This window comes from Paenibacillus roseus, from assembly GCF_016424485.1.
GTDB classification, from domain to species: Bacteria; Bacillota; Bacilli; order Paenibacillales; family Paenibacillaceae; genus Paenibacillus_D; species Paenibacillus_D roseus.
The window spans coordinates 13,198-33,728 of sequence record NZ_JAELUP010000027.1 but is presented as its reverse complement, the minus strand read 5'-3'; the positions used below and the strand labels follow the sequence as shown (position 1 = coordinate 33,728).

General features: G+C 49.7%; 19 protein-coding genes. 6 read left to right on the top strand and 13 right to left on the bottom strand.

Annotated features, from left to right (window positions below; translation table 11 throughout):
* Positions 1-20: 20 nt before the first annotated feature.
* Positions 21-2,039, bottom strand: a complete 2,019-nt coding sequence (tkt, locus tag JFN88_RS09005) for a transketolase (RefSeq protein WP_199018991.1) — start codon at positions 2,037-2,039, stop codon at positions 21-23.
* A gap of 342 nt (positions 2,040-2,381) precedes the next feature.
* Here tkt and JFN88_RS09000 point away from each other — a divergent pair, with 342 nt between their 5' ends.
* The gene (locus tag JFN88_RS09000; protein WP_199018990.1) at positions 2,382-2,861 is read left to right on the top strand and encodes an SH3 domain-containing protein; all 480 of its coding nucleotides are present in this window, start codon (positions 2,382-2,384) and stop codon (positions 2,859-2,861) included.
* 7 nt (positions 2,862-2,868) lie between these two features.
* Positions 2,869-3,570, top strand: a complete 702-nt coding sequence (locus JFN88_RS08995; RefSeq protein WP_199018989.1) for an AIM24 family protein — start codon at positions 2,869-2,871, stop codon at positions 3,568-3,570.
* Between the two features lie 44 nt (positions 3,571-3,614).
* Here the strand turns inward: JFN88_RS08995 and JFN88_RS08990 are convergent, their stop codons facing one another.
* From JFN88_RS08990 to JFN88_RS08980, 3 genes are all read right to left on the bottom strand, one after another.
* Complete coding sequence (locus JFN88_RS08990) at positions 3,615-5,342, bottom strand: S41 family peptidase (RefSeq protein WP_199018988.1); 1,728 nt, start codon at positions 5,340-5,342, stop codon at positions 3,615-3,617.
* 158 nt (positions 5,343-5,500) lie between these two features.
* Complete coding sequence (locus JFN88_RS08985) at positions 5,501-6,886, bottom strand: HAMP domain-containing sensor histidine kinase (protein WP_199018987.1); 1,386 nt, start codon at positions 6,884-6,886, stop codon at positions 5,501-5,503.
* Positions 6,883-7,560 carry a response regulator transcription factor gene (locus JFN88_RS08980; protein ID WP_199018986.1) on the bottom strand — a complete coding sequence of 226 codons (678 nt, stop codon included), beginning with the start codon at positions 7,558-7,560 and terminating at the stop codon, positions 6,883-6,885. Before JFN88_RS08980 ends, JFN88_RS08985 begins: the two co-directional genes overlap by 4 nt.
* Before the next feature lie 311 nt (positions 7,561-7,871).
* Here JFN88_RS08980 and JFN88_RS08975 point away from each other — a divergent pair, with 311 nt between their 5' ends.
* Positions 7,872-8,510: a DUF2306 domain-containing protein gene (locus tag JFN88_RS08975; protein ID WP_199018985.1), complete on the top strand. Its 639-nt coding sequence runs from the start codon at positions 7,872-7,874 to the stop codon at positions 8,508-8,510.
* Positions 8,511-8,754: 244 nt separating this feature from the next.
* Here JFN88_RS08975 and purU read toward each other — a convergent pair whose 3' ends face one another.
* Positions 8,755-9,630, bottom strand: a complete 876-nt coding sequence (gene purU, locus JFN88_RS08970; protein WP_199018984.1) for a formyltetrahydrofolate deformylase — start codon at positions 9,628-9,630, stop codon at positions 8,755-8,757.
* A 56-nt stretch (positions 9,631-9,686) separates the two neighbouring features.
* On the bottom strand, positions 9,687-10,814 hold the full coding sequence (locus JFN88_RS08965) for a deoxyribonuclease IV (protein ID WP_199018983.1): 1,128 nt from the start codon (positions 10,812-10,814) through the stop codon (positions 9,687-9,689).
* 159 nt (positions 10,815-10,973) lie between these two features.
* Between JFN88_RS08965 and JFN88_RS08960 the strand changes: the two genes are divergently transcribed.
* The 3 genes from JFN88_RS08960 (at position 10,974) to JFN88_RS08950 (ending at position 13,004) form a co-directional block, all read left to right on the top strand.
* Entirely contained in the window at positions 10,974-11,408 is a 435-nt protein-coding gene (locus JFN88_RS08960; RefSeq protein ID WP_199018982.1) for a DUF2621 domain-containing protein, read from the top strand.
* A gap of 165 nt (positions 11,409-11,573) precedes the next feature.
* Positions 11,574-12,083: a LytA/YqiH family protein gene (locus JFN88_RS08955; protein WP_199018981.1), complete on the top strand. Its 510-nt coding sequence runs from the start codon at positions 11,574-11,576 to the stop codon at positions 12,081-12,083.
* Positions 12,084-12,101: 18 nt separating this feature from the next.
* Positions 12,102-13,004: a TIGR01777 family oxidoreductase gene (locus tag JFN88_RS08950; protein ID WP_199018980.1), complete on the top strand. Its 903-nt coding sequence runs from the start codon at positions 12,102-12,104 to the stop codon at positions 13,002-13,004.
* A 164-nt stretch (positions 13,005-13,168) separates the two neighbouring features.
* On the opposite strand, the gene JFN88_RS08945 is transcribed toward JFN88_RS08950, so the two are convergent.
* From JFN88_RS08945 to JFN88_RS08915, 7 genes are all read right to left on the bottom strand, one after another.
* Positions 13,169-14,986 (bottom strand): DUF6382 domain-containing protein, encoded by a 1,818-nt coding sequence (locus JFN88_RS08945; protein WP_199018979.1) that lies wholly within the window; start codon positions 14,984-14,986, stop codon positions 13,169-13,171.
* Between the two features lie 12 nt (positions 14,987-14,998).
* A complete protein-coding gene (locus tag JFN88_RS08940; RefSeq protein ID WP_199018978.1) occupies positions 14,999-15,508 on the bottom strand; it encodes an A24 family peptidase in 510 nt (169 codons plus the stop codon).
* A 72-nt stretch (positions 15,509-15,580) separates the two neighbouring features.
* Positions 15,581-16,519, bottom strand: coding sequence for a TadE/TadG family type IV pilus assembly protein (locus JFN88_RS08935; protein WP_199018977.1), 939 nt, complete (start codon positions 16,517-16,519; stop codon positions 15,581-15,583).
* Complete coding sequence (locus JFN88_RS08930) at positions 16,482-18,683, bottom strand: TadE/TadG family type IV pilus assembly protein (protein ID WP_199018976.1); 2,202 nt, start codon at positions 18,681-18,683, stop codon at positions 16,482-16,484. Before JFN88_RS08930 ends, JFN88_RS08935 begins: the two co-directional genes overlap by 38 nt.
* Positions 18,684-18,686: 3 nt before the next feature.
* Positions 18,687-19,370: a TadE/TadG family type IV pilus assembly protein gene (locus JFN88_RS08925; RefSeq protein ID WP_199018975.1), complete on the bottom strand. Its 684-nt coding sequence runs from the start codon at positions 19,368-19,370 to the stop codon at positions 18,687-18,689.
* A gap of 2 nt (positions 19,371-19,372) precedes the next feature.
* Positions 19,373-19,567, bottom strand: a complete 195-nt coding sequence (locus JFN88_RS08920) for a Flp1 family type IVb pilin (protein ID WP_199019033.1) — start codon at positions 19,565-19,567, stop codon at positions 19,373-19,375.
* 80 nt (positions 19,568-19,647) lie between these two features.
* Entirely contained in the window at positions 19,648-20,523 is an 876-nt protein-coding gene (locus JFN88_RS08915; protein ID WP_199018974.1) for a type II secretion system F family protein, read from the bottom strand.
* Positions 20,524-20,531: the final 8 nt, after the last annotated feature.

Here is a 20,531-nt window from a genome sequence, read left to right as displayed (position 1 = left end):
CTTGGACTAGCTGACGCTTCCTACAGCAGTCCTTTCACTTTGCTTACTACGTTCTCAACGGTGAATCCATATTCCTTAATGACGCGATCGCCAGGAGCGGATGCGCCGAATGTGCTAATGCCCAGAATCGCGCCCTGGTCGCCCACATAACGTTCCCAACCGAATGGAGAAGCCATCTCTACAGCCAGACGGGCTTTAACATCCGGAAGCAGTATGGAATCCCTGTACGCCTTGGATTGCTTCTCGAACAGATCCCAGCTTGGCATACTGATCACGCGAACTTCGATATCCTCTGCTGCAAGCGCTTCGGCAGCGGCAACAGCAAGCTGCACTTCGGAACCGGTAGCAATAATTTGAGCCTGCGGCTTGCCGCTCGCTGCATCGCGAACAACATACGCGCCGCGCTTGATGCCTTCGCGCGCTTGTCCGACTGTACCTGCGAGAATTGGCAAGTTCTGGCGGGTTAGCACAAGGGCAACCGGGTTCGCTTTGTTCTCCAGCGCATAAGCCCATGCGGCGGAGGTTTCATTCCCATCCGCAGGACGGATTACTGTCAAATCCGGGATGATACGGATAGAAGCAAGCTGCTCGATCGGCTCATGCGTAGGTCCGTCTTCACCAACTGCAATGCTGTCATGGGTCAGTACGTATACTACAGGCAGCTTTTGAATCGCTGCCAGACGAATGGCCGGACGCAAATAGTCGGTGAATACAAAGAACGTACCGCCGTAAACCTTCACGCCGCTATGCAGCAGCATACCATTCATTGCAGCAGCCATGGCGAACTCGCGGATACCGAAGTAAATATTGCGTCCTGCATAGTTGCTCGCATTGTAGACCGGAAGGCCTTTCAGATGCGTCATGGTCGAGCTTTCCAGGTCAGCAGAGCCGCCTAGCAGACTTGGCACATTGGCAGCCAGGCCATTCAGCGCATTGCCGGAAGCAACGCGGGTCGAGAGCGGCTTGTCTTCTGTCGTGTAAGCAGGCAGATCACGATCCCAGCCCTCAGGCAGGTCGCCGTTCACAGCGCCTTCGAATTGGGCCGCCAGTTCAGGATGAGCTTGCTTGTAGCTTGCAAACTGGGCATCCCACTCTGCGTTTGCTTGTTCACCTTGCTCTTTGATTGCATCGAAATGGGCGCGGACTTCATCCGGCACATAGAAGTCTTCCTCATAACCCCAGCCGTATACTTCCTTCGTCAGCTTCGTTTCTTCAACGCCGAGCGGAGAACCGTGCGGGCCTGCATGTCCGCCCTTGCCGCCTTTGTTCGGACTACCGTAACCGATGACCGTCTTCACTTCAATCAGAGTCGGCTTGCCAGTCTCAGACTGGGCTTCAGCCACAGCTTTAGCCAATGCCTCCAGATCATTGCCGTCAGCTACATGCAGTACTTGCCAGCCGTAGGACTCGAAGCGCTTCTGAACATTTTCCGAGAAGGAAAGGCTCAGTTCGCCGTCCAGGGAAATATCATTGGAATCGTACAATACGACCAGCTTGCCAAGCTGCAAATGTCCCGCCAGGGAAGCCGCTTCGCTCGCTACGCCCTCGGACAGGTCGCCGTCGCCGCAAATGGAATACGTAAAGTGGTCAATCACGTTAAAGCCGTCTTTATTATAAGTAGCCGCCAAGTGAGTCTCTGCCATAGCCATACCGACCGCCATTGCAACCCCTTGACCCAGCGGTCCTGTTGTTGCGTCGACACCGGCCGTATGTCCGAATTCCGGGTGACCCGGAGTTTTGGAGCCCCATTGACGGAAGTTTTTAATTTCATCGAGGGAAAGATCATAGCCTGAAAGATGCAGCAGGCTGTAGAGAAGCATGGAACCGTGCCCTGCGGATAAAACAAAACGGTCGCGGTTCACCCAGCTCGGATTGGCTGGATTGTGCTTCATCGATCTGGCAAACAATTGATAGCCCATTGGGGCTGCCCCCATCGGCATACCAGGGTGGCCGGATTTGGCTTTCTCGATCGCATCAATTGCGAGCGTCCGGATCGTATCAATCGATAGCTGGTCAACAGACTTGTTTGTAACTGTCATTGTGTTGCTTCCTCCTATTCCTGATTGCCTAAACATTTTGCATATTGCGCATGCTGTGACTCAAAGACAAGCTTCGCGCAGAAATACAAGCCGGCATCGAACGTTGTCTCTCGGCCTTCTTGTATTTGTCAAAATTATGCTTGAAAATCTTCAGGTTTACGCCGGATTCGACGCAATCACTTTGAAATATTGTACCATTTGGCCGTACGGTTTTCCATACTAATTCATAAATGATGAAGCTGCAACATCCCCACGCCAATTGCGTCTCTAACCGTAAGCGCAACGCTTGTAGAAGATCGTCGTAAAAACAGGTAGAATAAGCTGTAAGAGGTGATCGCCCACATGATATTAAAACGTTGGATGGTGGCACTTCCTCTGTATTTCCTGCTCGCCGCGGGAATTGCTCCCGCTACTGCCGAAGCGGGCTGGTTCGATCGGATGCGGGATATCTACAAAGCGCCGGAGAAGCTGGAGGAATTTCAGGAGAGCTATGAAAATCTCATCCGCCAGCAGCAGCAGGAACTGGAGGCTGTACGCAAAGAAGCGGTGGAGAGCAGCAGGCGACTGGCTGAGGAGCAGCGCAAATGGCTGGCAGAGAACGAGCGGCTGGCTGAACAGAATCGCAGCCTTGCAGAGAGGCTGGCGCAACTGGAAGAGCAGGAACAGGGTAAATCAGCATTCATCCGTAACATGTTAACCGTATCTCTCGCCATTGCAGGTATTCTTATTGCCGGCTTTCTTGCTATGAGAATCGTCCGTATCCTCATATGGCGCCGGGAGAGAGGAACGATGCGCCTGGTGAAGGCAAAACGAAGGAGTTGAAGCTAGCGTGCAATTCAGCGGAGCCAACGAGCATACGCAAAGCGGCCACCTGAATGTCAAGCTGACGGACAAGGACAAGCTGCATGTGCTGCATCCGAACCAAATTATCGCCTACAAAGGACAGCCCGCCGGCCGCGAGGATCGGTTTATGGACATTAAGGGCATGTACCGGAAGCGAAGATGGATTCGTTCCAAAATAACCGGCCCGGCAGAACTGCTGATCGCACTGCCGCCCGTATGCAAGCTGCATGTGGTGCCGATTGACCAAGAAAGCAATCTGCTGTTTGATTTTCGCAGCGTTCTGTTTTTCTCTGACGGCATGCTGATGCAAAACCGGCTGCAATCATTCAAAAATGCACTCATTACTAAAGAATGGGTCCGTACCAAATTTACCGGCCCCGGCTTCCTCGGTCTTCTGTCTACCGGCTTCATGGAGTCGCTGGAACTGGATGAGGATACGCCGCTTTACGTGGATGCCGGCTGCCTGCTTGCCTATCCTGAAAAAGCCCAAATCAAACTGAGTGTCTACGGCAATTCACTTGCCAGTCAGCATATGCGGGTACAGTGGGAGCTGAAAGGATCAGGCCCCGTATTAATCCAGACCGGCGCTTCAACAGATCCGCAGCTCGAAGGACAGCTTCGCCAGGATGGTTTTATCCGCCGTACCCTGCGGGAAGTGCTGCCGTTCGGAGGCGTCTTTATCAAATAAACATGCACATGCAATTGTCATACGAGCTGGCATCACAACTAGGATCACTTTATCTGTTCCAAAGCTTCTATCGCATAATTCAGCTCAACGTCCTGTCCATCCATATATTTTTGCCGGAAGGTTTCTTCATTGAGCGGGACCTTAACATCAGGGGCAACGCCGCCCTTCCCGTTATAGTCACTGTCAACTTGAATGATTTGACTGTAGTTCAGCGATCTGCCGTCCGGGAATTGCACGACGTATCCTTCCGGCATTTCAAATTCAATCGGCGCCGACAACAGACCAAAGGACGCTGCTGTAGAGGTAAACCCGACAATTTTCACATTCGACCGGCCTTTCAATACTAAGGGGACCCCTTCTCCCGAACTTGCTGTTCTATTGTTGATCAGGATGGCAATTTTGCCAGTAAAATTAACCTTGGTTGACGGGTTAACATACCTCGTCTCGGGCCGATTCAGTTCGAATTCGCCTCTATTTCGATTGTAATAGCTGGCATGTTCATAAAAGGTCTTGTCGCTTGTAAAATATTCCGCTAATTTGGCGGCCAGTTGATCCGCGCCTCCCGGATTATCCCGAAGATCAAGGATGACTCCCTTTGCCTGGTTGGCCTGGAATAACCGCAGTTGCTGCTCAACGGTCTGGCCCGGTCCGGTAAAAATCTCTTCCGCAAGGAAATGTCTGATTTTCATATAACCATAGCCATTATCCAGCATCTTAGCTTCAAGCGGCGCATCCTCCTTTTTCAGCTTGGGCCTGGTTTGCTTAAGCGTCTCAAACTGATCATCGTACGCGATAAGCTCTGCTCGACTGGTTTCCTGTTCTCCGATGTTTTGGAACTCGACCTGTACCGTTTGACCGACAACTCCGCGCACCATAAACCGCCCCTGGTTTATGCGCTTGACTTCATCCGTTGCGGCAGGCGTCTCGCTCCAGCTCGCCTCATTAAAGGCCTCTGTGGCAGCAATTCCGTCCCAGGTGAGAAGCTCTGCGCCCGTTTTGATTCCGCTTTTGTCAGCAGGCGAGTCCTTCACTACCAGCGTTACCCTGATTTTACCGGTATCCAATTGCGCCGCGCTAAGGCCAAAGCCGCCACCGGCTTCTCTTTTAAATATATCATTGCCATCAAACAACCGCTCATTGACAATCCGCACATGTCCGTCCCGGAACCCGAACAAATAATGACGAAGCGTTTTATAATAGAGCGTCTTGTCCTGCTCCTGATCCGCTTGTTCGAAAATAGGCTTATACTGCTTCTCCAACTGCTCCCAATCTATTTGCTTCCAAGCTCCAAACGGGTACTCCCGCGACAATCTGTCATTCATCGCCGTGAATGCTTGGGAGTAGCTCATTGAACCGAGCTCGCTCACCGGATTATAGCGCGTTTCACCTGCGTATAGTAATGCCAACACAATAGGAGCCAGCCCAAGCACACACAAGGCTGCGATTGTTGCGGCAAGCACGGGGCCTCTTTTGCCTGGGCTGGACTTCCCCTTCCCTCGCTTGAAAGCATGGCAGGTCAATTTCAATGTACCTATGAAAATAATGCCAGTCAAACCGTAAAGCACAAGAGCTGTCAGAGAGAAGTCCCCATAGATCATGCTTGCTGCTGCGATCAGAATTCCAAGTCCCGGCAAAAAACCGAACCATCTGTAACGTTTGCGTAACGGCAACGCACACCCGATCAGTATGACCACATTCAATATACATAGAAGCATGGTAAAAACGGTAAACCACTTGAATGAATCTACTACTCCAACGACGACTTCCATCATGTATGCCCCCAACCGGATATAATTTGCTTTTAATGCCGTCAGCATATTAGAAAAATATGAACGGAGCATGAATTCGGACATCGCTGCAACGTAAAATTGAAAAACAGGCCAGCCCATACTTGGACTGACCTGTCCCTTAAATGACTGTATCGTAATGGTCACAATTTGGCGGCTGAGTCTGATGTGGAGAATACCCTCGGAAGAGTGACAACGAAGGTTGACCCTTCTCCGATACTGCTTTTGGCTTCAATACGACCATGATGAAGGGAAATAATTTTCTTTACAATCGCCAGCCCCAGTCCATTGCCATTAATCGCACGATCACGCGAACGGTCCGTTTTATAGAAACGCTCGAATATATGCTTGAGTTCCTCCACAGCGATGCCAATGCCGGAATCTTTAATTGTGACGATATATTCTTCGGTATTGCACCGGATATCAATCAGAATATGTCCGCCTTCCGGTGTAAACTTTATGCTGTTGCCAATCAGATTCATCCATACCTGGTTCAACTGATCCGCATCCGCTGTGATTTTGAGGGCCGGAGGGGACCAGAGGTCCATCTGAATGTTTTTAGCTTTGCATAACGGCTCACATACAACCATGATTTGTCGTATCTGCTCATCCAGATTGAACGTTTGCAACTGGAAGGGATGCTGCCTGGAGTCCAATGACGCCAGCTTGAGCAAGTTATCGCTAAGACGGGACAGCCGCTCGCTTTCTTTCAAAATGATGTCCAGATAATGATTCCGCTTCTCTTCCGTCACCAAATTGTCCAGCTTCAACGCCTTGGCGAAGCCGGAAATTGACGTTAATGGAGATTGAATCTCATGAGATACATTAGAGACGAAATCCTGTCTCATCTGCTCAAGTTGTTTGAGCTCTTTTGCCATCTCATCGAAGCTTTGGGCCAATGTCCCGAATTCGTCTTTGCGCTTCATTTGCAGTTCAACATCAAAATCGCCCTTAGCCAGACGCTTGGTAGCCTTGGTCATTACTTTGAGCGGCTTCACGAGATATCTTGCCGCAATCAGAATACATAAGCTTCCAATGCCAAGCACAAGTCCAAGTATCGTAAAAAACAGTCTGATAATTGTATTCGCATTTTGGCCAGTCGGCTTGATAAAAAGCGCATAAGACTCGCCTTTGTATTCAAAGGGCAGGCCGCCAAACTTAATCTCGTTGTCGTGCTCTGACCAGTAGGGCTTTCCGGACAGCACCTGCTGCACATGCTCGGGCAAAACTCCCTGACCTTTTTTATCCGGGGTCCATCCATACACCTTCACTTCGCCTTCCGCATTGTATATCCGGGCCGGAAAAGACAGCAGCTTGACAATATTCATCATAAAAGGGTCCTGGTCCTTATCCGGCGTCTGCTGATAGACCCGAATCATATCCTCTGCCGCAGTTGTCATTTCCTTGATCTGAATGTCCTTCAATTCCTTTTGGAAAATCATGAAACTGACCAGAAACGACGATACCAGCGCAATGATAATCACGGCCAGGAAAGTAAGGACGACGCGGATATACAGTGTCCTGATCATGCTTTGACCACAAGCCGGTAGCCAAGGCTTCTAGCTGTCTCAATCTGAAAATAGGTACTTTCCCCGGCAAATCTCTCACGCAGCCTCCTGATATGAACATCAACGGTTCGGTCGTCTCCTTCGTAATCAACCCCCCAGATTTGCACAATTAGCTGCTCTCTGGTAAAAATCTGCCCCGGATAGCTAGCAAGTTTGAACAATAGCTCAAATTCTTTAAGAGGCAGCGACAATTCCTCCTGATCCCGCAGTACCTTGAAGGTATTGCGGTTCAATTCCATTCGGCCTATTTTTACACTTTGGGAGGAAGAAAGCCGATATCGCTTCATCAGGGCTTTTACCCGCATAACCAATTCCATAGGGTCAAAGGGCTTTGTCAAATAGTCGTCCGTCCCCAGTTGAAACCCTTTTACCTTTTGAGCGGATTCGCCTTTGGCCGTCACCATGAGCAGCGGCATATCCGGGTACCTGTTGCGGATTTCCCTGCACAGGTCCCATCCGTCCATTCGGGGCATCATTATATCCAGAATGACCAGATCCACTGCCGAACTGCTCATTGCAGCTAGCGCCTCGACCCCATTTGATGACTCTAAGGCTTCAAAGCCTTCGTTATGCAGAAACAGAGCGATCAGCTCGCGGATATGCGCATCATCGTCAACAATCAATATTTTGGTCATATCGTTCGTGTTCCCCTTCACTTCCATATTAAACTATGAACGCTCTGCTGCGGAAAAAAAGCTCCTTCACGGAGCTTCGGGAGGCATTCATGAGTATGATTTTATAACAATCCTTTTCGCCCTGATGGTCTTATGTTCTGATTGTATCAGTTTCAAGCGGCAAGGCCAATCCGCAGCCTCCTGTTTCCCTGCAGTGCAGCAGGAATTGGCTTTAATCTGTAACAATTGCTTCGCGAATTCGGCTGAACTCCATTTATAATAAAAATACCGGTCGGTCCGGTACTATTTAAGCAAAAGAGGTCGAATTAACGATGCACACAAGCAAGCTGGCGTACAGGCTGATGCTGACGGTTACCCTGGGATTCGTTCTGTACACCTTATACTACAACTTTATTCACGATCCGCAGGCAACTGCCTTTTTAAGCAACAAGACCAATCTTGCCCAAGCTTTTTCCACCGTTGTCTGGCTCAAGGTTATGTATGTTCATGTCATGTTCGCTTGTATCGCGATGCTGACTGGAGCGGTTAATTTTTCCGGTCGGGTGCTGAGGCAGTACCCCAAGTTCCACCGGATCAACGGATACTTGTATCTGGCCGCCGTCCTGATCATCGACCTGACTTCCGGCTATATGGCTCCTTACGCCACCGGAGGCAAAGCTTCGAGCATTGCCTTCAATTTCATGAACATTCTATGGTTCTTTTTGACCGTCGTTGCCCTTGTGAAAATAAAAAAGAAGCAGATTCACAGCCATCGGAAATGGATGGTCCGCAGCTACGCCTTTTGCTTTACCAATATGCTGATTCACCTGCTGAACTTTGTGCTGCAAAAAAGCTTCGGATTGACCTATGCTACCAGTTATACGATTAGCATCTACAGTACGATTGTCCTGCTCTTGCTGGCGGCTGAGTTCGTGATCCGAACGGTATACAAGAAGCCCGTCCGGCAGTAGGTAACGGGTTCCTCTTTCGGGTCGATAAAAAGATAGTCTAAGCGGTTTATTTGGCTCAAAACCAAAATTAGTGCTTGCTCTCCTTTTAAAGAGGATAACCGTTCAGATCAGCCTCCCTAATTTGTGTATTCGAATCCACACTCTCTCCTGTCTGTCATGCACTGGTTTTAGTTTGTTCCGTTTATTCTTTATGGTTTGTTTACAAAAAAAGCTGCAAGGGAATTCCCTTGCAGCCTTGGTTAAGCTAGTTAAAAACGACCGTTTTGTTCTGATGAACAAGCACTCTATCTTCAATATGCCATTTCACTGCGCGGGCAAGTACAATTCTCTCGATTGTTCGGCCAATCCGTTTCAGATTTTCCACATTGTCACGGTGGCTTACGCGTTGAACGTCCTGCTCAATAATCGGTCCTCCATCCAGTTCCTCTGTTACATAATGCGCAGTCGCCCCGATAATTTTCACTCCGCGCTTATAAGCTTGAGCGTAAGGACTGCCTCCGATGAATGCCGGAAGGAAAGAATGGTGAATATTAATAATACGGTTAGGGAAATGCTCGATAAATTTCGGCGGAATAATTTGCATATACCGTGCCAGCACGATCAAATCCGCCTTGTCGCCGATAATCTCCAGATGTTTCTTCTCGGCCTCAGCCTTTGTTTCCGGCGTTACCGGAACATGGTGGTACGGAATGCCGAAGGACTCGACCACCTTGCGCATATCATTATGGTTGCTGATGACCATGGCAATATCGGCATCCAGGTCGCCGGCTTTCCACTGCCACAACAGCTCAAGCAGACAATGATCTTCCTTGGATACGAAGATGGCGAGGCGTTTTTTGCGGCTGGCGCGGAACGTATGCCATTTCATATCGAAACGGTCTGCGACTCGGGTGAAGTCCTCCTGAAGAATCGGAAGCTCCTTGTCCATATGATTCAGTTCAAATTCGAAGCGGATAAAGAACATGCCGCCCTCAGGGTCCATCGTATATTGATCCGATTGAATAATATTAGCGCCATGCTCGTATAAAAACTGCGATACCGCGGCCACGATTCCCGGACGGTCTGGACAGGCGATGAGCATACGCGCCCGATTATTTGTATACTGCTCCAACTGCGTCATTCGAATAGTTCCTCCATTAATAGTGTTCGATTACACCCTGCGCTTCTGCTCTTATCCTATGCTTCCACCAGCAGGGACTTGCCTGCAAACCAGCCGGTAATCCGCTGGTTGATTGCTTCTTCGCTAAGATCGGGCAACACCTTATGCTCCGCTACGAGATCATACAGCCTGTCCATCGGCTCGCGCGGATCAGCTTTTTTCGCCTTCGCATCGCTTTTGAGAACATCCCACGTACCCAGCACATAAGTACGTGCGTCAATCTCTTCCTTGCCGAAGAAATGATGCAGACGCTCTACATGGTCAAAGAAGGAATCTCCGAAACGTTCCATTGCATTGCCGCGCAGCAGGGCGATCTCTGCTTCATACATCGGACGCTGGGATTTGCTGTCCTTGCCGATCCACGGCGTCTCCAGAATAAACGGTCTGCCGACAAGCGCCTCATGATGAACGATGTTCTTGATCGTCTCATGGCCAAGCCAACCCGCGCCAATCGGAGCATGGCGGTCCTTGGCCGCCCCGAGCGGATTCTTGGAGTCATTGACGTGTACAACTGCCACACGGTTCAGCCCGACGATCTGATCGAAGCGCTGCAGAACGCCGTCAAGATCGTTGGTCAAATCATAACCGGCATCATGCATATGGCAAGTATCCATACATACAGTCAAGCGGTCATTGTCGCGCACCTTATCTATAATCGAGGCAATTTCCTCAAAGCTGCGGCCAATCTCGGTTCCTTTGCCAGCCATCGTCTCAAGCGCAATATTGACATTCGTGTCCTTGGTGCCTTCCAGCACTTCATTAAGCCCTTCGGCAATTCTGGCAATTCCGTATTCCGCGTCCTTGTCTGTATAGGCGCCCGGATGAAGCACGATGTTGCGCACGCCGATTTTATCGGTACGGCGGATTTCTTCCTGCAAAAACCGGACAGCCAGCTCAAAAGTATCTTCCTTGTAAGAACCCAGATTTACAATATAAGGAGCATGGACGACAATCTCGTCAATCCCGCTCTGCTTCATAACTTCCTTGCCTTCATTGATATATAAATCTTCAATCGGCTTGCGTCTAGTATTTTGCGGAGCGCCCGTATAAATCATGAACGAGCTGGAGCCATAGGAAACAGCTTCATTAGCTGCCGTAAGCAAACCTTTATCGGAAAAAGAAACGTGAGAGCCAATCTTTAACATGGTAACACCTCTCCCTTTGAATATAAGCAGGTTTTGAATTATGCTTCTATCCAGCATATCTATCACAGCAAACGATTCATTTGTTGTCCCTCCTATTTTACAGGTATTATCGAAATAAATCTAGAAATACGATATAATTCATGGTGAGGTGAAGCGAAAATGAACTCCGCATCTGACGGATTTATGTATTTTATTGTTTTCTGGGCCGTGGTACTGCTTGGTTTTATGTCGATCGGCGGTTATTTTATGTTCCGGAAATTTCTAAAAGTGCTGCCGCAGCGGGATGGGAAATCGAAGCTCGACTGGCAAAATTACTGGGTAGAACGCAGCCGTTCGCTGTGGACGGAAGAATCCAAACAGTTCCTGGATGTGCTGGTATCCCCAGTGCCTCAGGCGTTCCGCGATATTGCCAAGCATTCCATAGCCGCCAAGATCGGGCAGGTTGCCGTAGAGAGCGGTGCTCCCCAGGTTACGCGCGAACATTGTATTGAGGGCTACATATTGGCGACTCCGCGCCGCGACTACCGGAGCCTGACGAACTTTTTGGACAAGAACAACATTGACTATACCTCTTACAAGCATCTGCTCTCTTAGGGAATTGCTCTCTGCAAAAAAGAGAGGGATGACTGCTATGCGTTTTTAGGACACCTAAAAGTCGCAAAATACCCTGAAGGCTTGACTTCAATACTTAATTAAATTGTGATTGAATTGTAACCTCCGGGGGTATAGTTTCGTTATAGAATACAGGAGGTGGTTGGATTGACCCATACCAAAAGAAAAACAAAGAGGAAAGCTGCAGCTCTGCTTGCGTTAGCCATTACACTTGCCATGACGACTGCTGCCTGCGGCAATGGAGCGAACAGCCTGTCAGATCAACAAGGTACCTCTGTCAATACAGAAACACCAGGCACGCAGGAGCCGGGTACAGCATTACCGGACGATGACAATCCTGATAATGCTCCCGATAAAGGCAACGACAATGGATCTGATAACAGCAACAACAGCGATTCGAACGCTTCTAGCCCGGACAAGCAGGAAGGACAGCCCCTTCTATCTGACCAAGGCATTTATAACGGGTTGGCTGACAGCCATACGATTGAAATCGAAACTGCTGATGGAGCGGACTCTTACCAATTTGATGATAAAATGATGGAGAAGCTTAACCCACTGGAAGAAGGAGACAAGGTTAAGTTTGAATATACGGAGAAAGCCATTCAAGGCAGCAGCGAAACACAAAAGTGGGTTACTGATATAGAGAAGATCGAATAATTGAACAGAGGTGATTGTATGCGCATTGCCGTCGCGGGCGGCTCCGGATTTATTGGTCACGCCTTGGTACAGCATTTCCTCGGGCGCGGTGATGAAGTTTGGATCATTACTCGTTCAACCGGGCGAGTCGAACAGCAGCATCCCAAACTTCATGTGATTTCATGGGAGGATTTGAGTTCCAAACCGGAGAGGCTGGAAGGCATCCATGCAATTATCAATCTGTCCGGAGAGTCGATTAACCAGAGATGGACAGCAGATGCCAAGGACCGCATTATAAAGTCAAGGCTTGTAGCCGCCGAACGAATCAGCAAGCTGATTCGTTCCCTGCAGCGGAAGCCTGATGTCGTGATTAATGCCTCCGGCATTTCAGCCTATGGGAATTCCGAGACAGCAACCTTTGACGAAGACAGCCCGGAGATTGTCTCTGATTTCCTCTCTTCGGTCGTTGAGAAATGGGAAGCGGCCGCCGACAGTATTGGCGCCAAACGGCTCGTGAAGCTGCGCGTCGGTATTGTAATCGGAACGGATGGCGGAGCTTTCCCAAAGATGGCGCTGCCTTACCGTATGTTTGCTGGGGGCAAAATCGGCAGCGGAAAGCAATGGCTGTCCTGGATTCACGTGGACGATATTGTAAGGTTGATCGCCTTTTGCATCGACCATGATGAAATTAAAGGAGCTGTCAATGCTTCAGCTCCAGAACCGGTTACGAATGACGATTTTGGCCGGGCTCTCGGCAAAGCGATGGGCAGACCCCATTGGATGCCCGTACCTGGAGCGATGTTAAAGCTCATATTCGGGGAACTCGCCGTTCTATTGTTGGAGGGCCAGCGGGTTATTCCCAAAAGGACGCTTGATGCGGGTTTCCAATTTCGTTTCCCGACCATCCAGAGTGCTATGAATGATTTAGTAGGTACCAAATAATCCCGTCTTATCACACATTCGTGGAGTTGTGGAGTTTCGGTACCTTGTGTCTCTGTCACAATCCCTGTTTATAAGCGTGTATGAGATGCCGTACCGGAATGACGGCAGCTTATACACGCTTTTTGCTTTTCAGCCAATTATATTCAGGTATACGATAGACGGACTCAAGTTCCCACAGCAGAATGTGCCCCTCCTTGAGAAGCATGAGCTGCTTGTTTGTGGCTTTCCTTGAAAGCATAGACGGGACCTTGCGTCCCTGCCAGTTGAAGCTGATCCTCAGGCTTGAGCATGTATACTTTATAGGGGACCATGACTTTCCCATTCAGCAGGCTCCCGTTGCGTGATCCCAAATCTTTAGCGCTGTATCCCTCTGTAGTTCGGTCAATTTCCAGATGAGCTCGGGACAATCCCTCCCCTGCATCCACATAACCCGCAGACTCTGCCGCTCGGCCAATGACAAGTTTCCCTCCGCTCAGTTCGACCCGGGATACCTGGCCCTTAAATTCTCTTTGCAAATAAGCTGTTACCATCTGCCCGGATATTTGACTTAAGGCCGCTCGTCCGTCAGGTGCAAGTAATACCGTAGCCTCATCAGCAGAGACGGCATTATCCGTCCTTAAACTTGCAGATTCCATTGGAGACATAGAGAAGGGATTATCAGCAGTTGAACCGTACCCGTTGCTTGGATTAGATTGCAAGTGATTGGTGGAGCGATCTGGATTGAAATTCCATCTGTTATTTTTCCCTTCATTGGCAGCGGCATTATGCTGATGGCCGATATTAGATAATTGCCCCTCACTCTTAATTTCATTTCCACCCCTTGTAACCGAAAGGCCGGGTTCTCCATTCCGGTGACGCATGACTCCAGCTTCCTGCTCGTTCAGAACCGTCTCGTCAGCTTGCTCTTTATGTCTGCTGTTCTTACTAGCCGCATAACAGAAAAGCAATGCGCTTCCTGCGATCAGCAGGGTAATACCGCTGCTGATCAGCAACGTATGCCTGCCTGGATCATCAAGATATACAAAACGCCATACGACTGCAATCGCGAAGAAAGCCAATAATACGATGATAACGGTAGTGCGAGGCTTCTTGCTGACCACATCCGGCCCGCTATCCCCTCCGCTAATCTCCTCATCCAAATTCGCCGCCCTCAGATGCATTCTGGAATCAGCCTGCTCGGGTGCTGCATTATTCGTCGCATGACTCGCCACAGATGAGAGAGCTTTTTGAGAAGGGTTTACAAATGGCTTGTAAACGGAATCCGAAGCGGAGCCAGCATATGAGCCGGAAGGATGCGCCGCAGGGGAATGATTCAACATAGCATTCGGAATCGGGTAGGACGTGTCGCTTCCGTGTATCTGGAACACGGTATTGGGCTGAGGGTCAGGGGCAGCAACAGCATCCTGATAATACGGTGCAGATATCATCTCCAGCAGCAGCTTCCGCAAAGCGCTCCAAGTGCCCGTTTCCTTGTCCAGCGTTTGAAGTATTCGCTGCAGGGCCGGCCCATCCACAGAGTTAATGTAAGCTGCCCAGCGAACGGCCAGATTCATCAGATTTCCATGAGGCGATGCGTGACTGGCTCCAACTGTTACCGGCACATAGACAAGACCGATCTCCTGCCAAGAGCTTCCGATGAAAATATAGTCTTCATGCAGCATCACAGCCTCGGTCCGAAGCATAAATGGCCTGCAATTTTCCAGTGCTTCCAGCACTGACATCAGTAGAACACAATAATCAGACATCGTAAACGTCTGGAGCTGAAGGCGATGCGTCAGCATCCGTTTGCCAGCCAACTTGTAATGAAAACTGATCATTCCGTCGATTTCTTGCCACTCCACCGGTAATAAGCCCGGAATTTCCTCTGCCTGCAGCATCTTCAACTCCAGTTCATCCAGATTGGTGCGTGTAAACCCGTCCGGGTCAGCAAGCACCATCTCATGTCCGTTGTACATTGTAAAGTCAATTTGGTATGCTTTCACTTGACCCCTCCTTTAACTGAAACTGAAATACCATACGGCCACAGCACCAGGAGCTACGGCCAGCATAAAGGGGAACTTCAGCCCTTGCTTCCATGCCTGATTTAGTCCGTCGGACATGTCATTAAAACGCAGCATCGGGGGCATTAGAATGTTGACTACCCTTGTAAAAAAGGGCCGATGTACAATCAGCAGCACGATTCCGATCAATCCCGCAAAAAGGATGGAATACACCATAATTTGCAGAACAGGCAGCGGGCCCACCCAAGCGCCGAGCGCGGCGAACAGCTTCACATCTCCGGCTCCTATGCCTTTCAACAGATACAGAAAAAGCATTGGGATCAGACCCGCCGCCGTCCCTGCCAAAACCGTGCCGATTCCTGTAAAACCGCCGGAGATGCCATGATACAGCAAGGCGCACACTGCTGCAGTTGCTGTCAGCACATTAGGTATTCTCATAAACTTCACGTCAAACCATAGGGCAATGACAAGCAGTACCCCTGCCGCTCCGCCCTCAAACAGCATAAATTTCCCTCCTTGTGCAATGAATTGCCCTTCTTGCAGGGCTCCCGAAGTCTGACCTGAACAAAAGCTGCACTATTTTGCCTTGCGAACTTCAAAATGTAGTCTTGCGCTTGCCCCGTCCTCCCCTTGTATAACAAACTCCCAGGTTCCCGGCGTCGTGTTCCCGGACACATGCCATTCCCAGCTTATAACCCCATTCTCGTCCGCCACGGCCTCTCCCAAATTTCTAGCTTTGCTTCTCCCGCTTTTATAGTGAACGGAGAGTTTCAATCTCCTTCCCGGCTCAGTCAGCACCGTAATGCGCGCTTTTCTTCCCGGCAGCACAGGGGTAGGTTCAAGTGAAACAATCTGAATGGAGCCTGAGTCCGGTTGCCCCAATTGGCCTGAGTTTGAAGGCAACGAATCGGGAATCCATACCCGTTCGGCGGCATGTTCCTGAAGCACCAGCGGCTTATTAATAAATGGAAGACGAATCGGCATTTTATATTCCGCCGTCATGGATAAGTAAGGATTGGCCCCGCTCTTCAAATCAGGCAACGAGACCTTGCTTATCGTTACGTTATCCGACTCCAGCAGGCTTTCTTCAGCAAACTGCCGCAGTACAGGCTCAAAAGCATATGGAACAACCCAGTCCTGTACAGAGCCCCAATTTCCGTTCAAAGCGGATGTCATTAAAGAACCGGCTGGCTCCGGGAGCCATTGTGAAAGTTGTGCGGCGGCTGCGGATATGCCTGCATTCTGAGCGGGTTTGGATGGAGTTTGCTGCTCCTGCTTGTCTCCAAAAGATTGAACAGCCAGGGAAGCAGGATAAATATATGATGCCGTCTGCCTGACCGTTTGTGATACCGCATCCTGCAATGCCATCTGAACGGCTGAAATATGGATGAAGGTAATGACCACGACCAGCATGAACAAAAACAATGGTGTGACGAGCGCCGCTTCGAGGGCAATAGAGCCTTCATCCTGCTTTGCTTTACAAATAAGACCAGGCCATCGTTTTTGTCGTTTCATATCGCTTGCCTACAACCTTTCCGTTAAAGAATCCCGCAGTAGCAAGCTGCTTCATAATTCCCGGCAGGAACCATAAGTTGACCGATCCTGTAACTTCACCTGAAACCCCTGTCGGCATATGCATCAGCCTATACCCGGTCTTTTGCTCAATTAATGCAATTATGCGCCCCAGCTTGGCCTCACGTGAGCCGTGTATCAGCATAAACAGACGCAAGTAATCTTCGTAACGGATAGGAACAACGGCGTATTTGGACAAAGGTGCGCTGCCATCCTTTACGAGTGAAATCATATCCTCCAGCGACTTTTCCAGTCCGTAGACAATAGCCGCCGCGAGAACAAGCAGAGGATGTCCCATGGATTTGCATTCAATCAGCCCTTCCATCGTTCGAATAGCTACCCGCACAGCAAATATCTCTGAATACGCTGCTGCAAGATTGGAGGTCGGATGATGAAACCCGTAAACTATGTACTCCAGCTCCTGATTCGATACCTCCAGCATTGTCCCCCCGCTGCCGCCGCTCTGACCCTCGCTGTTATCGGCATTTTTGTCAAATATGCTTCGCAGCCGCTCAGGCTCAAAAAATGCAAAACGGGCATGTCCGTACTCACCTAAATATAAAGCCTCCATAACCTTCTCCAATGAATCTGCCAAGCCTCCAAACATTGATCCTAAAGAATTCATGGCCTTGGCAGCCTGTTCGGACGGATCATTCCCGTACTCAGGCCCGCCGGACGGCTCGCTCACGGCTCCATTGAGTCTCATATTGTCCTCAAAGCGCTGCCGGAGCTGTTCAAACTGGTCACTGGCTTCCTTGGTATCCGGCAAGGCATTGACCTTTTTTAATAGTCCTCGGGCCTCGCTCCATTTGGATTCGGCTTTTTTCTCCTGTTCCTTTCTCTCCTTGTCCGCCTTGACCGTACGATTCAGCTCTTGTTCTCGATCACTTAGAACAGATGCGGAATTTATATAATTCTGTTTATAGGTACTGAAAGTCTGCCTGAGGCTCGATACATCATGTGAGAGCGAAAACGATGCCTCCTGAGAATCTATCGCTATTCGAACCTTTTGCACGAAGTCATTGATCTGGCTTTGAATAGCGTCATAATCACGGACTTGCTTCTCTATTTCTTCATGATAATGTTCAAACCAGCCGTTATCGATTACATAATCATTCAGGTTGGAGCGGATATCCTTTAAATCATCCGATTCAACCCGCACTCCTGTTGCACCCTGTCCGATTTGGCCGCCCTCTGTGGCTTCCTGCCGGTGAAGCGCCTCATAACCGCTGCCCGCAGCCGATTGCCCGGATTTCCCCACAATATCACGTATTTGTTCATTAAGAGCGGCAGCTTCATGAATAGCTTGCTTTGCCTTTTCCCTGTTTGCACGGTGTGCTTCAGCCTGTTCCCGGCTTGCTGCTTGAAGTTCATTTAACGTCGTATTTACAGTCTGTTGATAGCTGTTAATGGCCTGGAAGATGTAATAAGCATCTTTGGCATCCACATACGGCAAGCTCTGCATCATTGAAATGTACGACGGGTATCCATTTGCGATGGCAGCTACTCCTTCTTGTCCATTCTCTATCAAAGTTGCCAGGGAAGATGATTTTACCGACTGGGCGGAGGTACGCTGAAGCTTGAGCGCCTGATCGAGCTTACGCTCCCTTTCATCGAAGAGCTTGCGTATATTGTCCAGCACATCTACAGTTGCAGCAGCCTCTTTCAGCCCTTCCGCCAGAGGCCTGAAGCGGTTGATAAGCTCAATCGTAAAGTCAATCGGCGCCTTATACTTCATCTCCTCCAGAACCTGTCGTTCAAAGACGGAATGCGTGCCCAGCAGTTGGGCGGTGTTGATGTGCGCCGCTTCTCTTTTTATATCCAACCACTGGACAGCTGCCTGATTTTCGCCGGAGAACCTTTCATCCAGCACTTGATTAAAAATGCTGTTCCCATCCGTTCCGCCCCTGCCAAACAAACCATACTTTTCGTAAAGTTGCTCATCGTAGGCAGACAGCACCGAGCGAACCCCTGCCCGCGCTGACAGCTCAAGCTGAAGATTCATGGCAGCAATCCGGGCATAGTCAATAAACAGGGCATTGAACAAAAAAATGAAAGCTGTAATGATAATAAAATAGACGGATACGCTCCCCTTGTCTTCTCGCACAGCTTATCCTCCCCCCTGCATGGAGGAGCGTCTGGAAAGGATTGCAGCCGCTTCATCCCGATCCTTGCTGCCGCTTGTAAACTTGTCCGCATAATAGCGGACGAGATCCACACTTCGAATAAACTCCACCGGGTCCGTTATTGTGCTGCTTGCCCTGCCATGCGGTTCCGGATTGTTGAGCAGCCATTCAAGCGGGCTAATTCGTACAGGGTGTATAAGCTGCACAGCTACCTCCTTCTTCCACAGGCTGCGTTCCAATCCAACCTTGCCCTTATAGGCCCCGGACACCCAATTAGCCGCATTCCCCAGTTTGCGCTGAACGAGTGAACTTGAGTTTTCCAGGCCTGTACCGGCGGGCAAAGCGATATGGCTGCCCCGTTGCCCGTCTGACCGCTGAATACCGAACAGAGATTCAATCATTTCATCATCCTTGACTCTCCAGTACAAGCTGTCATATTTTCCGTGGGGAGCAAGACCTGTTGCCGGGCTGCGGTAACTGTTGTCCCAAACAAAGGCAGTCCGCTCCGCAGCCTTGGATGCTGTAAAATAGACGATTACATTTTGGTAGATATAAATGCTGACAAATAGTGAAGTAACCGTAATGACCAGAATGAGCGGGAACACCATGGAAGCTTCCACTGTGAAGCTTCCGTTCTCAGCTCGCAGCAGGCGGCGCAATCGTTTCATTTTTATTTGGTATCGAAGATCGTGTTCGCCTTCGTATCTGCTTTGCCCATCAAATTCTCTACCAACGCTAAAATTTGTTTCTTAAACAGAAGCGCAACGAGAATCAGCACCGCAATAATCAAAATGACCTCCAATGTTCCCATCCCATCCTCCGAGCGCCACAGCTTGCCTCCAAAATCTTTCACCTTTGTCCACATGGATCTCATCTGCGTACTCCTTCCTTAAATCGTTTATTGTTGTTTTTTCATGCATTCCAGCATACCTGGAAGTTTCCCATTTACGACATGTTCATCATTAAAATAGCTGGTGAACCGACCAGTACCATTAACACAAGAAAGATGACAGCAAGCGGAAATACAAGCTTCGAAGACGCTTCCTCGCCTTTGATCCGGGTTATGGCTTTGCGTTTGTCCCAAAGCGTGTAAGAGAGCTGCTGCAAGGACAATCTGAACTTCTCTCCTCCCCGCTTGTAGTTAAGCAGAAGTGAAGTCGTGAACATCGCGACTTCCTGTACGGCACACCGTCTGCTGAATGATTCCAGCGCCATATGAAAAGGGACTCCGTTATCCAGTTCATGGCACATTCTGGACAACTCCTTGTAGAGCGGGTGATGCTTACGCTCCTGTCGATGATCCTGACAACGGTAAATCGCCTTGCCCAGCGTCTCGCCTGCACCAATAAGCAGCATCAGTTTGCCCAGAACTTCCGGCAGGGCAAGCAGGATATCCTGCTTGCGGCGTTCGATCCTCGCCCCGACTTCTCTGAATCTGGAGATCGGCCAAACAACCACGCATATAATCCCGATGTAAAATACAGCCGGCTCTCCTGCTGCCCATGAAATCAAAGTGCTCCCAAATAGACCCGCATAGCTTCCTGCAGCCACATTCCCGATAAATTGCTTGGTGGATTGAATCGAGTAACGGGAGCCATTCAGAATAACCAGCTTTGCATGGAGCGGATGAAGCAGACCCGGCGCCCGGCTCCAGAGCTGCCACCTCTCCTGTTGTCTCATAAAAGGAGCGGTCAGCAGCCGCATCCATTCCCGCTCCTTCAAAGAGGAAATTTGCTCAGGATACACCGACCCACGCAGCAGGGAGTAGCAGGTTTCAAATGTCCAGAGCAGCAATAAAAGCAGTGCAACTATAGCTGACATATGCTCCC

Bases quoted from the DNA above. Each gene is read 5' to 3' on its own strand.
- tkt (WP_199018991.1), bottom strand. From the start codon at position 2,039: ATGACAGTTACAAACAAGTCTGTTGACCAGCTATCGATTGATACGATC.
- JFN88_RS09000 (WP_199018990.1), top strand. From the start codon at position 2,382: ATGATATTAAAACGTTGGATGGTGGCACTTCCTCTGTATTTCCTGCTC.
- JFN88_RS08990 (WP_199018988.1), bottom strand. From the start codon at position 5,342: ATGATGGAAGTCGTCGTTGGAGTAGTAGATTCATTCAAGTGGTTTACC.
- JFN88_RS08985 (WP_199018987.1), bottom strand. From the start codon at position 6,886: ATGATCAGGACACTGTATATCCGCGTCGTCCTTACTTTCCTGGCCGTG.
- JFN88_RS08980 (WP_199018986.1), bottom strand. From the start codon at position 7,560: ATGACCAAAATATTGATTGTTGACGATGATGCGCATATCCGCGAGCTG.
- JFN88_RS08975 (WP_199018985.1), top strand. From the start codon at position 7,872: ATGCACACAAGCAAGCTGGCGTACAGGCTGATGCTGACGGTTACCCTG.
- purU (WP_199018984.1), bottom strand. From the start codon at position 9,630: ATGACGCAGTTGGAGCAGTATACAAATAATCGGGCGCGTATGCTCATC.
- JFN88_RS08965 (WP_199018983.1), bottom strand. From the start codon at position 10,814: ATGTTAAAGATTGGCTCTCACGTTTCTTTTTCCGATAAAGGTTTGCTT.
- JFN88_RS08960 (WP_199018982.1), top strand. From the start codon at position 10,974: ATGAACTCCGCATCTGACGGATTTATGTATTTTATTGTTTTCTGGGCC.
- JFN88_RS08950 (WP_199018980.1), top strand. From the start codon at position 12,102: ATGCGCATTGCCGTCGCGGGCGGCTCCGGATTTATTGGTCACGCCTTG.
- JFN88_RS08940 (WP_199018978.1), bottom strand. From the start codon at position 15,508: ATGCTGTTTGAGGGCGGAGCGGCAGGGGTACTGCTTGTCATTGCCCTA.
- JFN88_RS08935 (WP_199018977.1), bottom strand. From the start codon at position 16,519: ATGAAACGACAAAAACGATGGCCTGGTCTTATTTGTAAAGCAAAGCAG.
- JFN88_RS08925 (WP_199018975.1), bottom strand. From the start codon at position 19,370: ATGAAACGATTGCGCCGCCTGCTGCGAGCTGAGAACGGAAGCTTCACA.
- JFN88_RS08920 (WP_199019033.1), bottom strand. From the start codon at position 19,567: ATGTGGACAAAGGTGAAAGATTTTGGAGGCAAGCTGTGGCGCTCGGAG.
- JFN88_RS08915 (WP_199018974.1), bottom strand. From the start codon at position 20,523: ATGTCAGCTATAGTTGCACTGCTTTTATTGCTGCTCTGGACATTTGAA.